Raw genomic sequence first — 13,481 nt, 5'->3', positions numbered from 1 at the left:
AATAGGTGAAGACCTCTTAGGTTGGTGGTTACCACACACAGCCAACGACTAAGAGGTCTTCATGTCCCACCGTAATGCCCGCTTGACCCCGACCGGTAGGCGGATCCTTATCGAGCGCGTCCTCGCCGGCCGTCCCGTGGCCCATGTGGCCAAAGAAATGGGCATCTCAAGGACCTGCGCGCACCGCTGGATCAGCCGGTACCGCACCCATGGCTGGGCCGGCCTCGAGGACCGCAGCTCCCGCCCAAGGTCGTGCCCACACGCGACTTCTGCTGCGCTGGTTGCCGATGTCCTGACCCAGCGCGTGAAGCACCGCGAAGGGCCAGCGGGCCTGGCAGCCCGGTGCGGGACGAGCGCCCGGACGGTCTCCCGCATTCTGACCCGCGCGGGCATGCCCCGGCTGTGGGACCTGGACCCGGTGACCGGGGAACGGATCCGGGCATCCCGTGCCACGGACCGCCGGTACGAGCGCGACGCTCCCGGAGACATGATCCACATCGACGTCAAGAAACTAGGCCGGATTCCCGACGGCGGAGGCTGGCGGGCAGACCCGAACCAATCCGCCCGCAACCACTCAACAGGCCATACAAGGGTCGGTTTCGACTACGTCCACGTGGCCGTCGATGACCACACTCGTCTGGCCTACGCCGAGGTCCTGCCCGACGAGAAAGGCCCGACCTGCGCAGGGTTCCTCACCCGGGCCGCAGCGGCCATGGCAGCCAACGGCGCGCCAGTCAGACGGGTCATGACCGACAACGCCTTTGCCTACCGGTTATCGAAAGATTTCCAGGACGCACTCGCTGCACTGGGCGCCAAGCACGTCCTGATCAAACCCCGCCATCCCTGGCAGAACGGCAAAGCAGAACGCTTCAACCGCACCCTTCAAGAAGGCTGGGCCTACCGGCAACCATTCACTTCCAACCAGGCCCGGACAGACGCCCTGCAGCCATGGCTAGACTTCTACAACAACCACCGGCCGCACGGCAGCCTCGGAGGCAAACCACCCATCAGCAGGTGCAAACAACCTACTGACTGAGTACACCTAGGCGCCGGCCTCCCATTCCCGGTAAAGCTCCGGGCGTCGCTCGCGCAGATAAGGGACTTCGTCGCGTGCCGCTTTCACTGTTTCCGTGCCTACTTCCGCGAACAGGAGCGCCGCCGACTCCCCTGCCGCTGCGAGCAACGAGCCATCGGGGCCTGCGACAACGCTGCCGCCCAGGAAGTTGTAGATGTCCTCGTGCCCGCTGTGGTTGGCGTAGGCCACATTGAGCTGGCTCTCCACGGCGCGGGCACGGATGAGCACCTGTGGCACGTTGTCGAAGCCCATGGACAGAGCAGTTGGGACCAGTAGGAGTTCGGCCCCGCGCGTAGCTGCGGCCCGGACTGCCTCCGGGAACTCAACGTCGTAGCAAATCAGCAGCGATGTGCGGATCCCGTTGAAATCCACGACGGCGGGAGGTTCTTGAGCGCCGACGAACGCCTTGCGCTCCTCCGCGCCAAAGAGGTGGACCTTGGCATAGTTGAGGAGTTCCTTGCCGTTGGCGTCCACGAGGGTAGCAGTGATGTGCCAGCCGCCGTGCTCGGCAGCCTGCGCCGGAAGACTGTAAACGAGTCCAATATTGTGCCGGCGTGCAATGCCAGCGAGGCGTTCGCGGATGCCGGGAAGTGTTGCCGGGTCCAATTCGGCGTGAAGCCGCAGCGGTGCGTATCCCACCGGGAAGAGCTCCGGCGTTAGGAGCAGCCCGGCCCCCGCCTGTGCGGCGCGCCGGGCGGCGTCGTCGATTGTGCGCAGGTTGGCCTCAACGTCCAGGACGGAAGCGTTGGCCTGCAGGACGGATAGCAGCATCTTTACCACCTTGGTTTCAGCCGATCCTGGCTTTGATGGCGCAGGATTATTTCTTGATTCCAGCGTAGGCACGGGGTGCGGCACGTGCATCGGGGCATTTGGACCCGCGAATGCAACAAGCAGGACGCATTGCACGGAACGCGGGATCCCACCTTCCCTTGCGAGGCCCGCTCTGCGCCCCATTCCCGGCATTTGCCACGCAAACCAGGCCCCGCAACCACTAGGAGCGGCCCCCCATTGCGTTGGAGAATGTCGGGAATGCTTGACACCTTGTGTTCACTTCTTGACTACAAGGTTGCTTTTGGGGCAATCTTCTTGTCATGCCCGCTATGCAGCGCTCAACGAAGAGCCAACCACGAAAACCCGGCTCGCAGTCCGCGCTCCGGCACCTGAACCAGCAACGGATTATCGAGTGCTTGTTGAGCGGGCCGTCAACGCAAGCCGAGCTGTCCAGGCAGACCGGACTCTCCACCGCCACGGTGTCCAACATCGTTAAAATCATGCAGGACGCAGGCCTCGTGTCCACGGAGCCGACCACCAGCTCCGGCCGCCGCGCAACCAACGTGAGGTTGAACAGCAACGGTGCGGTCGCCGTCGGAATCGACTTCGGACGACGCCATCTGAGGGTGGTCCTGGCGTCGCTGGGATACCACGTTATTGCCGAGGATTTCATTGAGCTTCCACTGGGCCACCATGCAGAAGAAGGCATCGCCGCAGCCGTCCGGCTACTTGGGCGATTGCTCGCCGAAAACGGCATCGATCCCAGCGCGGTTGTGGGAGCAGGAGCGGGCATCCCAGGCCCCATTGACCGCAGGACAGGCACCGTTGCGCAAGGTGCCATCCTGCCCGAATGGGTGGGAATCGACATTCTCCATAGGCTTGAGGAAGCCCTGAATTGTCCCGTCTTTGTTGATAACGACGCCAATCTCGGGGCCTTGTCAGAGGTGACCTGGGGACCCCATAGCGGCGTGTCCAACCTGATGTTCCTCAAGATCGGATCAGGCATTGGTTCCGGCCTGATCCTGAACGGAGTGCCCTACTACGGGAACGTGGGGATCACAGGCGAAATCGGCCACGCGACCATTCACGAGCACGGGTTGGTGTGCCGCTGTGGCAACCGTGGCTGCCTCGAAACCATCGCCTCCACCACCACCATGATTGAGCTGTTGGGTCGCGGTAAAGAGACATCGCTGACACCACAGGACATTGTCCGGAATTGCCTCGCAGGCGACTCCGCAACCCAGCGCGTAGTGGATGATGCCGGCCTTGCCGTTGGGCGCGCGCTGGGCAACGTCGCCAACTTGATCAACCCTGAGGTAATCGTGGTGGGCGGTCCGCTGGCGGGCCTCGGAGACCTCCTCTTGGACCCCATTCGAAGGGGGCTTGTGCGGCACGCCGTACCCGTTGTGGGCGAAACAACGCACCTCGCAATGTCGTCTTTGGGAGCGCGAGCAGAAGCACTTGGAGCAGCCGCTTTGGTGTTCCAACACGCAGGAATCACGGGTAGGTAACGAAATCGTTAGCTGGTTCTTGCGTTCAAGTCTTGACGACAAGATAGGTGATCCAGTTTACTTTTTCATCAGACAGCTCCGCCGTTTGGGGAGCGACAACGAAGTCATGCATTGGAGGCGTAAGGGCTGATGACAACCCTCGACACGCAAGGCGAGCCGATCCTCTTGGAGATGCGCTCGATCACGAAGGAATTCCCCGGCGTGAAGGCCTTGTCGAATGTGAGCCTGCGCGTAAAGGCCGGCGAGATCCACGCAATCTGTGGCGAAAACGGTGCTGGAAAATCCACCCTGATGAAGGTCCTTTCCGGTGTGTATCCGTACGGCAGCTACACCGGCGACATCGTGTACATGGCCGAAACGCAGCAATTCAAGGACATCCGCGCAAGCGAAGCTGCGGGCATCGTCATCATCCACCAGGAGCTGGCGTTGATCCCGGAGCTTTCCATCACAGAGAACATCTTCCTTGGCAACGAGCCCTCCAAATGGGGGATCATCGACTGGACCGAGGCCCGCAAGCGTTCCATTGAACTGCTGGCCAGAGTTGGCCTCCGCGAGGACCCGGACACCCCCATCAAGGAACTCGGCGTCGGCAAGCAGCAACTGGTGGAAATCGCCAAGGCGCTGAACAAGTCCGTCCGCCTGCTGATCCTGGACGAGCCCACAGCAGCCCTGAACGAATCGGACTCCCAGCACCTGCTGGACCTGATCCTGGGCCTGAAGGGCAAGGGCATCACCTCGATTATCATTTCCCACAAGCTCAACGAGATCGAACAGATTGCCGACGAGATCACCATCATCCGCGATGGCAAGTCGATCGAAACGCTGAACGTCAAGAGGGATGGCGTTGACGAAGACCGCATCATCAAGGGCATGGTGGGCCGGACGCTCGAGTCCCGTTTCCCGGACCATGAGCCGAAGATCGGCGAGGTCTTCTTCGAGGTCAAGGATTGGACCGTCGGTCACCCACAGATCCAGGACCGCCTGATCTGCAAGGGCTCCAACTTCTACGTACGCCGCGGTGAAATCGTGGGCTTCGCAGGACTCATGGGGGCCGGGCGCACGGAACTTGCCCGATCCCTGTTCGGACATTCCTACGGCCGCTACATCAAGGGACAGGTCTACAAGGACGGCAAGCCGGTCAACCTTCGCAGCGTTCGTGCGGCAATCGACGCCGGCTTGGGCTACGTGACGGAAGACCGGAAGTCCCTCGGTTTGAACTTGCTGGATGACATCAAGACCACCACGGTTGCGGCAAACCTCCGCGCGATCAGCAAGTACACAGTGGTGGACGAGCGCAAGGAATTCTCCGTGGCAGAGGAGTACCGAAAATCCCTGCGCACCAAAACCCCGTCGGTGGAGGAAGGCGTAGCCAAGCTCTCCGGCGGAAACCAGCAGAAGGTCGTGCTGGCCAAATGGATGTTCACCGATCCAGACCTCCTGATCCTGGACGAGCCCACCCGGGGAATCGACGTAGGCGCCAAGTACGAGATCTACGGCATCATCCAGAGGCTGGCAAACCAAGGCAAGGGAGTGATTGTCATTTCCTCGGAGCTTCCCGAACTCCTGGGCCTGTCCGACCGCATTTACACGATTTTTGAAGGCGCCATCACCGGCGTCCTGGACAAGAACGAAGCCAGCCAGGAAAGCCTGATGAAACTCATGACCTCCGCCCGCAAGACGGCCTGACCGTTGGCCCAGACTCACCCCTTCCTGACACAAGGACCAAAACAATGAACGCGCTCAAGAAGTTATTTGGTGGCAATACCCGCCAGTTCGGCATGATCTTCGCCCTGGTGGCACTTATCGTCTTCTTCCAGATCTTCACCGAGGGCCGGACGCTGACCCCGGGCAACGTGATCAACCTGTTCAACGGCAACTCCTACATCCTGATCCTGGCCATCGGCATGGTCCTGGTCATCATTGCCGGCCACATCGACCTCTCCGTGGGCTCCGTGGCCGCATTTGTGGGTGTTTCGGTGGCCCTCGCCATCCGGGACTGGGGTCTTCCCTGGTATATGGGAGTGCTCTTCGGGCTGGTCCTCGGCGCCGTGATCGGGGCCTGGCAAGGATTCTGGACAGCGTACGTGGGCATCCCTGCCTTCATCGTGACGCTGGCAGGCATGCTCCTGTTCCGTGGTTTCAACCAGTTCGTGGGCAAATCCAACACCATCCCCGTCCCCAGCGACTTCCAGTACCTGGGCTCGGGCTACCTGCCTGAAATCGGACCGAACACCGGCTTCAACAACCTCACCTTGTTGCTGGGAATCCTGGCTGCGGCATTCGTTGTCATCATGTCCTTGCGGGCCCGGGCTACCAACAAAGCCCTCGGCGCCGACGTTCCCGAGCTCTGGGTTGAGGTCACCAAGCTGGTCCTCATCTGCGGTGCAATCCTCTACGCCACATACCTCTTCGCCACCGGCCGCCCGGGAACTTCCTTCCCTATCCCCGGTTTGATTCTGGCCGTGCTGGTCCTGATCTACGGTTTCATCGCTGACAAGACCATCCTGGGCCGCCATGTCTACGCCGTGGGTGGTAACCGGCACGCAGCAGAACTGTCCGGCGTGCAGTCCAAGAAGGTCAACTTCATGGTCATGCTCAACATGTCCGTCCTGGCAGGCCTCGCCGGCATGATCTTCGTTGGCCGCTCCACCGCATCCGGGCCCTTTGACGGCGTCGGTTGGGAACTCGACGCGATCGCAGCCGTGTTCATCGGTGGCGCCGCAGTTACCGGCGGCGTTGGTACAGTGATCGGCTCGATCGTGGGTGGCTTGGTGATGGCTGTGTTGAACAACGGCCTCCAGCTGCTCGGCGTTGGTGCCGACCTCACCCAGATCATCAAGGGCCTGGTGCTCCTGGCAGCCGTGGCCTTCGACGTCTACAACAAGATCCAAGGCAAGCGGTCCATCACCGGCCTGTTGATGAGGAATTTCCAGCGCAACAACGACATCAAGCCTGATGAAACCACATCCACCAAAGAGGTCATCTCCAAGGAAGCCTGACCGGTTTCCATCTGATTCGCTCCACCCCACCACACAGAAAGTGAACCAAGATATGCGAATGTTTGGTAAAGCAGGAAAGGCAGCAGCAGTCGCTGCCATCGCGGCACTGGCGCTGACGGCCTGCGGCCGCTCTGACAGCGGCTCAAGCAGCAGCACAGCTGGCGGGGAAGCGTTCCCCAAGGACTCGCTGATCGGCGTCGCACTTCCGCAGAAGACCAGTGAAAACTGGGTCCTCGCGGAGAAGCTGTTCAACGACGGCCTCAAGGGCGCCGGCTTCAAGGCGGACGTCCAGTTCGCCAACGGCGGCGTCTCCGACCAACAGAACCAGATCAGCGCCATGGTCACCAAGGGTGTCAAGGTCATCATCGTTGGAGCCATCGACGGCGCCCAGCTGGGTACCCAGCTCAAGCAGGCCAAGGACTCCGGCGCGACGGTCATCGCTTACGACCGTCTGCTCCTCAACACCGAGAACGTGGACTACTACGTGGCGTACGACAACTTCAAGGTCGGTGTGCTGCAGGGCCAGGCCCTGCTGGACGGATTGAAGGCCAAGAAGCCTTCCGGTCCTTACAACATCGAACTCTTCGCGGGTTCCCCGGATGATGCCAACGCCAAGGTCTTCTTCGATGGCGCCATGAGCGTCCTGAAGCCGAAGATCGACGACGGAACGCTCAAGGTCCTCTCCGGCCAGACTGCCTTCGAGCAGGCTGTCACCCAGGGTTGGAAGGGCGAAAACGCGCAGAAACGTGCCGACACCCTCTTGGCGGGCAGCTACACCTCGGCCTCGCTGGACGGCGTACTTTCCCCGAATGACCTCTTGGCACGCTACATCCTGAACTCCGTCAAGGCCGCCGGAAAGCCGATACCGGTCATCACAGGCCAGGACTCCGAGGTTGAGTCCGTCAAGTCGATCATGGCTGGCGAGCAGTACTCCACCATCAACAAGGACACCCGCAAGCTGGTTGAGCACGCCATCACCATGGTGAAGGACCTGCAGGCCGGCAAGCAGCTGGAAATCAATGACAAGGATTCCTACAAGAACGGTGTCAAGACTGTTCCGGCCTACCTGCTCCCGCCGCAGATCGTGACGGCAGCAAACGTCAAGACGGCTTACGTCGATGATCCGGTACTCGGCCCGATCACCAAGTAACACCGTTTAGCAGCAACTAACAGCTAGCCCCGGTCCGCCAGCATTCAGCAGGCGGGCCGGGGCTTCGCTGTGCCACCGGGGCTTCGCTGTGTCACCGGGGGCTTCGCTGTGTCACCTGACTGGAGGCTACTTTCCCGGGATGACCTTGATGACGCCTGGCCCCGAGAAGTTCAGTACCGCGTTGCGAACTGCCGCCGGTGATGTGAGCGTGCGGTACGTGTACGTATCCGAAGGTTCCCATCCGACGTCGGACGTAAAGTCCCGCTGGGCCCATTCAGGTACCGCAGTGCCGGAGTTAACCGCGGCAGCTACCGCCGCGGCCTTGCGGTCCTCGAAGGAAGCCTGGGCCACGGCCTCAAGATCGACCGGCTCGCCGTTGAACCACGAACCGGTGTCGCTGAACATGTTGCCGTTGTAGCTCGTGACTGTAATGGACTGATCCGCGCCGGCACCTGTGTAGTCGAAGGCGTTGTATTCGGAGAAGATCCTGGACTCATACCCCGCACCCAGGAAGTAGCTGGTGCCGCCCTGGGCTGCGCTGATCATGGGGTAGTCCGGATCCTCGGTGCTGGCCACGAAGTAGTTGTTCAGGACATGGACCTGTCCGAACCGGACCCGGGGACCGCGCTGTTGCGTGTTTTCGAACAGGTTGGAGATGAAGCTGACCCGTAGCTTCCCGCCGTCCTTATCTACATGCTCATCGCCGGATCCGAGGAGGCTTGTCTTGTCGTGGTCCCGGAGCTGGCTGTTGGAGACCGTGACGAAGTCCGTGCCGTCCTTCAGGTCCAGCAGGCCATCATGCCTGATCACGGGCTCGTTCTTGAAGTCCTTTGGAGCTTCGCTGTCCGGGAATCGGCCGTCCGTCAGGAGTACATGGTCGATCCAGATGTGGTCCGAGGTCACTGCGGACAAGCAGTCGAAACGGGCGTTCCAAGCACCATCACCGTCGTCCGGGGACCAGGAAGTGAACCAGTCCACGGGTGATTCAATGCTTAGGTTCCGGATCACCACATTGCTGGCCACGTTCATGATGATGTTGGCACCCACCAGTCCTGAATCCTCGTCCAGGCCGAGAAGTGTGGTGTTGCTGGGAAGGTTCACCTCGATCTGCCGCTTCATGGCGTTGCTCCCCTGTTGGCGAAGCTGCCTCATCTGCTTGCAATACGGGAACGTTTGGTCACTCCAGATCTTGCCGTTGTCCTGGAAACAGCTCATGTACTTCTGGATGTCGTATCCGGGGGCGTAGTCCTGCTCCCCCAGGATCTTCCCGTCTGCGGACTCGTTGCCGTTGATGGTCCCGCGAATGTAGATGATCTTGGGCGCCTTGGGGTCGCCATTGTTCAAGGTGGCGGCCTTGAGCTCGGCCAAGGTGCTGACCACGTGGATGTTCTCCGGCGCGGCACCGGCGCCACCGTTGGTCCCCGGGCCAACGGACGCCCAGCCTGTTGGGGCGGAGTCATTGACTGAAACGGTGGGTGCCCCATGCAGGTCAGTTGAACCTGCGCTGCCTGCCGGAGCGGATGCCAGGCAAGCGGCCAGGGCGATGCAGGCGGCGGCAGCTATTCCTGCCGAACGCCGCGCGGTGGGATTGGAGCGTGATGTGGACGTCATTGGCCTGTTTTCCGGCATGCCAAATAGAGCACATGCCTTGTAGGGAATGGGCAATTGGACTAACTAGGGAAACCTTGCCCGGAGTTTGAGAAAACGCTTTCTCGGGGCAATCCAATTATGCCTGCCTGACGTGACGGCGTGTCAAGGGGCTTCCAGAATTCCCAGGCAATGGAGATTCTGCTGGATCATTAGCCTTTCACAGCCCACGCATAGCTTCGGCAGGCTTCCCGCACAGCAGCGCTCAGCAGTGTTGGACCTGCAGCCCGCGACCCCGCGGCCTGCAGCATTCAGCAGGTCCAAAGGAGAAACGTGAGCGTCCTTGCCCGAAGCGTAGGCAATGCCTTCCGCAACAAAATCAGAACGGCCGCGGTGGTCGCTGTGCTGGCCGTAGCTATCGGCCTGGCATTGGCCATGCTTGTTGCCAACCAGGCCGTGGGTGCCAAGGTCCAGGAGCTCAATGCTTCCGTGGGCACTACCCTCACCGTTAATCCTGCCGGTGGGCAGGGCTTTGAGGGCGGCGGCGAACCGCTCACGACCACTCAAGCGCAGACGGCAGCTTCGGTCAGCAACGTCACGTCCGTGGTGGGCACCAAGGCGCTCCGCCTTCAGACTGCAACCACAGAAACAAACACCACACAGCAGGCCGCTCCAGGCGGTTTTGGTCCCGGCGGGCAGCAGGCCACTGTCACCACCAACCTGACGGCGGCCATCGACGCCGGTACGCTGGGCAACCGTAACGGCTCCACCGGGAACACTGGAAGCACGGGCAGCACCACCCAGCGGGTACGCGCCCTGCCGATTACCGCAACTGGCATCGGCGCCGAGGTTGACAGCACCGGCAAGGCCTTGAACATCACTAGCGGCACCGGCCTGGGCGACTACACCACGGCAACGGCGAACGCGCTGGTTGGAACATCGCTGGCGGAGAAGAACAGCCTGACCGTGGGCTCCACCTTCACCATCCAGGACAAGACGTTCACCGTGGCTGGCATCTTCGACGCCGGAACCGCCTTCGGAAACAACGCCGTCTATCTCACCCTTCCAGAAGCCCAAGCGCTGGCTGGAACTCCTGACGAACTCTCCACCATGATCGTCACGGTCAACAGCATGCAGAACGTCGATAGCACCAAGACGGCAGTTCAGTCGGCGTTGGGAACTGACAAGGCGGACGTCACCCAAGGCCAACGCAACCTCGAAACCGCGGTCAGCTCCCTGGACAGCGTCAAGAACATCTCCCTGGTCGCGTTCATTGCCGCACTCGCTACCGCAGGACTCATCATCCTTCTGATCATGGTGATGCTGGTCCGCGAGCGCCGCCGCGAAATTGGCGTCCTGAAGGCTATCGGTGCCCGCAACCGCACTATTGGCCTGCAGTTCGTCCTTGAATCGCTGGTCCTGGTGGCCTTGGGCAGCGTGGTGGGTGCAGCTATTGCATCGTTTGCCAGCGGCGGTATCGCGTCCGCACTGATCAGTTCGAACACCAGCACGACGGCGGCAACCACCACCCAGCGAGGCGCCGGGCTGGCGGGGGCCGTACCAAATGGCACCATCCCGGGCGGCGGCTTCCCCGGGGGCGGCTTCCCCGGGGGCCAAGGCGGTCCGTTCGGCGGGGCCTCCCAATTGCTCACGTCCGTCACGGCGAGCGCCTCCCCCGGCGTCATCGCTGCAGGCATCGCCGCGGTCTTCGCGGTAGCCATCATCGGCGCGTTGGTCCCTGCCTTGCTGACCGCCCGTATCCGTCCCATCGAAGTACTCCGAGGAGAATAGCCGTGATTGAAGTCAAGGACCTGGTCCGTCAGTTCAAGTCCGGCGACAGGACCATCAAGCCTGTCAACGGTGTCAGCTTCCAGCTGGAGAAGGGATCTCTGGCGTCGATCGTCGGCAAGAGCGGCAGCGGCAAAAGCACGCTGTTGTCCCTTCTGGGCGCGCTGGACAAACCGACCAGCGGAGACGTCGTCGTGGATGGCGTCAGCCTGGCGGGATTGCCGGACAGCAAACTGACCGAGTACCGCCGTCGTGATATCGGTTTCGTGTTCCAACAGTTCAACTTGATCCCGAACCTCAGCGCCGTGGACAACGTCATGCTGCCCATGGAGTTCGCAGGCGTCCGCAAATCAGCACGGCTTAAGCGGGCCAAGGAACTGCTGGAGCAGGTGCAGTTGGATCCGGAGAAGCAGTCCCGCCGGACCAACCGTTTGTCAGGTGGCGAGCAGCAACGCGTCGCGATCGCACGGGCACTGGCCAACGAGCCCAAGCTGATCCTTGCCGATGAGCCCACGGGAAACCTGGATGAGCAGACCGGCGAGCACATCATCGAACTTTTGAGCTCACTGAGCCGGGACCACAACACCACCATCCTGGTTGTCACCCACGACCGCAGCCTGGCGCAGAAAACGGGACGCTGCTTCCGCCTTCAGCAGGGCCGGCTCACAGAGGAGATCAAAAGCGGATCGCATCGATAACCTTGACGCGCACCGCCACGAGCGCAGGGATGGCTCCGGCGAGTGCGCCCACCAAGACAGCCGCGCCAAAGCCCAGCAGTGCGGCGTCGATGGGAAAGGACGGGTATTCGATGAGTCCGGGCGCTACCTTTGACTCGATCCAGGGGTTCTTCACCACGGCAACGGCCAGCATGACGCCTGCGATTCCAGCAACCGCCGTGGCTACTACGGATTCCATCATGACGCCGAAGAAGATCCTGCCCGAGGTGGCGCCGAAACTGCGGCGGATGCCGATCTCCCTTACCCTGTAGCGAACGGTGACCATGGAGATGTTGAGCATTCCCACCGCACCGAGCAGGAGCACCAGCCCGGCTACGCCGCCCACAATCCACTGGGCCGGTCCCAGCGGATCACCGTAGGCGGCGAAGTCGACACGCTGGGCTTGGGCGTAGTATCCCGGGAACTGGCCCTGCAGGTCCGCAGAGATAGCGGCGGTCAGTGCAGCGGCCTGTTCCTCCCCCACCCAGAGTTTGAACTCGGACATGTCAGGTTTCATCCCCGTCATTGCGGCGGCTTTGGTGAGGATGAACGCGGCCGGAGGAGCGTCCGGCCAGGTATCGGGAACGACGCCGATAATCACCGCCGTTGCCGGCTGGTCACCTGGGATGCTGACGGTGGGATCGGTGGCCAGATTGGGCCTGCCCGCCTGGTTGTAGAAGGCTTCGGAGACCACGACGGCGGGTGCGAACCTTTGGTCGTCGTCGGCAGCGAACCACGTTCCTTGCGAGAGGGGCACGCGGTGGATGGTGCCGTACCCGATGTCCACTATGGTCATGTTCACGGCGGTCACTCCGCGGGGAAACTGGAAGCCTGCCTGGGTGCGGCCCACATGGGCGGAAGTGGTGATGCCGTAACGCTGCTGGATTCCTGCGTAGGCCTTCTCCAGTTTTTCGGCGTCGGGGGCGGACGGGCCGTTGACGCTCAACGTCAACGTTGCTACGCGGCCTCCATCGCGTTCGGACTGCACTTTAATCCCCTCGCGTACCAGGCTGCCGAGGCCCACCACGGATGTCAGCGCAGCAACGGACAAGGCGACTCCAAGGAGGGCCAGTAGGATACGCACCTTGTTGATGCGGAGTTCCTGCCACGCTTCCACCAGGGTGGACATGAAGCCGGTCATACGCTTACTCCTGCTGTCTCGGCAACTGCCAGCGGGGTGAGCACGCCCGAGTCCAGTCGATAGCACGCACGTGCCAATGCCGCCACGTTGGTATCGTGCGTGATGGTCACCAGTGCGGCCGCGGTTTCAGTGGCCACAGAGTCCAGCAAGGCCATGACGGCCTGCCCGGTTTCGACGTCCAGTGCGCCCGTTGGTTCATCGGCAAGGATGAGCCTCGGCCTACGGATCAGCGCACGGGCGATCGCCACTCGCTGTTGCTCACCGCCGGACAACATGTTTGGCATGGTGTTGGCGCGGGCGGCCAATCCAACGCGGTCCAGCATGTCCATCGCCAGTTCGCGGCGGCGCCAAAATTCCCTGCCCTTGGCATAGAAAAGCGGTGTGATGACGTTGTCCAGGGCACTACGGCCCGGGAGCAGGTTGAACTGCTGGAACACGAAGCCAACTGTGGAACCGCGCAGGCGGGCGCGGGCGTTGCTGCTCAACCGGTCCGCAGATTGTCCGAGGAATTCCAGCTCACCGGACGTGGGCACATCCAGGAGTCCCAAGAGGTTGAGCAACGTTGATTTTCCGCACCCTGAACGGCCCACGATGGCCGTGTGGTCACCGCTTTGAACCTCAAGATCGACGCCTCGGAGGATGTGCAGTTGCTGCTCGTCCGGCAGCGTCACGGAACGGGTTACCGAACGGAGGCTGACGAGGGTTTCCCTGGTGCCTTCTACTACTTCTGCTGTCCCTGTCAC

11 protein-coding genes are annotated in these 13,481 nt (G+C 61.8%); 7 read left to right on the top strand and 4 right to left on the bottom strand.

What is annotated here, in order from left to right; all coding sequences use genetic code 11:
- Nucleotides 1-61: 61 nt before the first annotated feature.
- A complete protein-coding gene (locus ACZ5G6_RS06500) occupies nucleotides 62-1,036 on the top strand; it encodes an IS481 family transposase (RefSeq protein WP_223936064.1) in 975 nt (324 codons plus the stop codon).
- A gap of 6 nt (nucleotides 1,037-1,042) precedes the next feature.
- On the opposite strand, the gene ACZ5G6_RS06495 is transcribed toward ACZ5G6_RS06500, so the two are convergent.
- Entirely contained in the window at nucleotides 1,043-1,846 is an 804-nt protein-coding gene (locus tag ACZ5G6_RS06495) for a carbon-nitrogen hydrolase family protein (RefSeq protein ID WP_498690269.1), read from the bottom strand.
- 320 nt (nucleotides 1,847-2,166) lie between these two features.
- On the opposite strand from ACZ5G6_RS06495, the gene ACZ5G6_RS06490 reads away from it, so the two are divergent.
- From ACZ5G6_RS06490 to ACZ5G6_RS06475, 4 genes are all read left to right on the top strand, one after another.
- Nucleotides 2,167-3,357 (top strand): ROK family transcriptional regulator, encoded by a 1,191-nt coding sequence (locus tag ACZ5G6_RS06490; protein WP_223936265.1) that lies wholly within the window; start codon nucleotides 2,167-2,169, stop codon nucleotides 3,355-3,357.
- A gap of 129 nt (nucleotides 3,358-3,486) precedes the next feature.
- Nucleotides 3,487-5,043 (top strand): multiple monosaccharide ABC transporter ATP-binding protein, encoded by a 1,557-nt coding sequence (gene mmsA / locus ACZ5G6_RS06485; protein ID WP_223936264.1) that lies wholly within the window; start codon nucleotides 3,487-3,489, stop codon nucleotides 5,041-5,043.
- Between the two features lie 44 nt (nucleotides 5,044-5,087).
- Nucleotides 5,088-6,356 (top strand): multiple monosaccharide ABC transporter permease, encoded by a 1,269-nt coding sequence (mmsB, locus tag ACZ5G6_RS06480; protein ID WP_223936263.1) that lies wholly within the window; start codon nucleotides 5,088-5,090, stop codon nucleotides 6,354-6,356.
- Between the two features lie 52 nt (nucleotides 6,357-6,408).
- Nucleotides 6,409-7,506 (top strand): substrate-binding domain-containing protein, encoded by a 1,098-nt coding sequence (locus ACZ5G6_RS06475; protein WP_223936262.1) that lies wholly within the window; start codon nucleotides 6,409-6,411, stop codon nucleotides 7,504-7,506.
- A gap of 126 nt (nucleotides 7,507-7,632) precedes the next feature.
- Here ACZ5G6_RS06475 and ACZ5G6_RS06470 read toward each other — a convergent pair whose 3' ends face one another.
- Nucleotides 7,633-9,117 carry a pectate lyase family protein gene (locus ACZ5G6_RS06470; protein WP_498690266.1) on the bottom strand — a complete coding sequence of 495 codons (1,485 nt, stop codon included), beginning with the start codon at nucleotides 9,115-9,117 and terminating at the stop codon, nucleotides 7,633-7,635.
- 309 nt (nucleotides 9,118-9,426) lie between these two features.
- On the opposite strand from ACZ5G6_RS06470, the gene ACZ5G6_RS06465 reads away from it, so the two are divergent.
- On the top strand, nucleotides 9,427-10,884 hold the full coding sequence (locus ACZ5G6_RS06465; protein WP_223936260.1) for an ABC transporter permease: 1,458 nt from the start codon (nucleotides 9,427-9,429) through the stop codon (nucleotides 10,882-10,884).
- Between the two features lie 2 nt (nucleotides 10,885-10,886).
- A complete protein-coding gene (locus tag ACZ5G6_RS06460) occupies nucleotides 10,887-11,579 on the top strand; it encodes an ABC transporter ATP-binding protein (protein WP_223936259.1) in 693 nt (230 codons plus the stop codon).
- Here ACZ5G6_RS06460 and ACZ5G6_RS06455 read toward each other — a convergent pair.
- Nucleotides 11,557-12,738: an ABC transporter permease gene (locus ACZ5G6_RS06455; RefSeq protein WP_498690265.1), complete on the bottom strand. Its 1,182-nt coding sequence runs from the start codon at nucleotides 12,736-12,738 to the stop codon at nucleotides 11,557-11,559. The two genes, ACZ5G6_RS06460 and ACZ5G6_RS06455, sit on opposite strands and share 23 nt — an antisense overlap.
- The gene (locus tag ACZ5G6_RS06450) at nucleotides 12,735-13,481 is read right to left on the bottom strand and encodes an ABC transporter ATP-binding protein (protein ID WP_498690262.1); all 747 of its coding nucleotides are present in this window, start codon (nucleotides 13,479-13,481) and stop codon (nucleotides 12,735-12,737) included. Before ACZ5G6_RS06450 ends, ACZ5G6_RS06455 begins: the two co-directional genes overlap by 4 nt.

It is taken from the genome of Arthrobacter sp. TmtSoilC51 (genome assembly GCF_055388015.1).
Note: the sequence above shows the minus strand (reverse complement) of the source record. Positions and strands in the feature narration are given on the sequence as shown.

Bases quoted from the DNA above. Each gene is read 5' to 3' on its own strand.
- ACZ5G6_RS06495 (WP_498690269.1), bottom strand. From the start codon at position 1,846: ATGCTGCTATCCGTCCTGCAGGCCAACGCTTCCGTCCTGGACGTTGAG.
- ACZ5G6_RS06470 (WP_498690266.1), bottom strand. From the start codon at position 9,117: ATGACGTCCACATCACGCTCCAATCCCACCGCGCGGCGTTCGGCAGGA.
- ACZ5G6_RS06500 (WP_223936064.1), top strand. From the start codon at position 62: ATGTCCCACCGTAATGCCCGCTTGACCCCGACCGGTAGGCGGATCCTT.
- mmsA (WP_223936264.1), top strand. From the start codon at position 3,487: ATGACAACCCTCGACACGCAAGGCGAGCCGATCCTCTTGGAGATGCGC.
- ACZ5G6_RS06475 (WP_223936262.1), top strand. From the start codon at position 6,409: ATGCGAATGTTTGGTAAAGCAGGAAAGGCAGCAGCAGTCGCTGCCATC.
- ACZ5G6_RS06490 (WP_223936265.1), top strand. From the start codon at position 2,167: ATGCCCGCTATGCAGCGCTCAACGAAGAGCCAACCACGAAAACCCGGC.
- ACZ5G6_RS06455 (WP_498690265.1), bottom strand. From the start codon at position 12,738: ATGACCGGCTTCATGTCCACCCTGGTGGAAGCGTGGCAGGAACTCCGC.
- mmsB (WP_223936263.1), top strand. From the start codon at position 5,088: ATGAACGCGCTCAAGAAGTTATTTGGTGGCAATACCCGCCAGTTCGGC.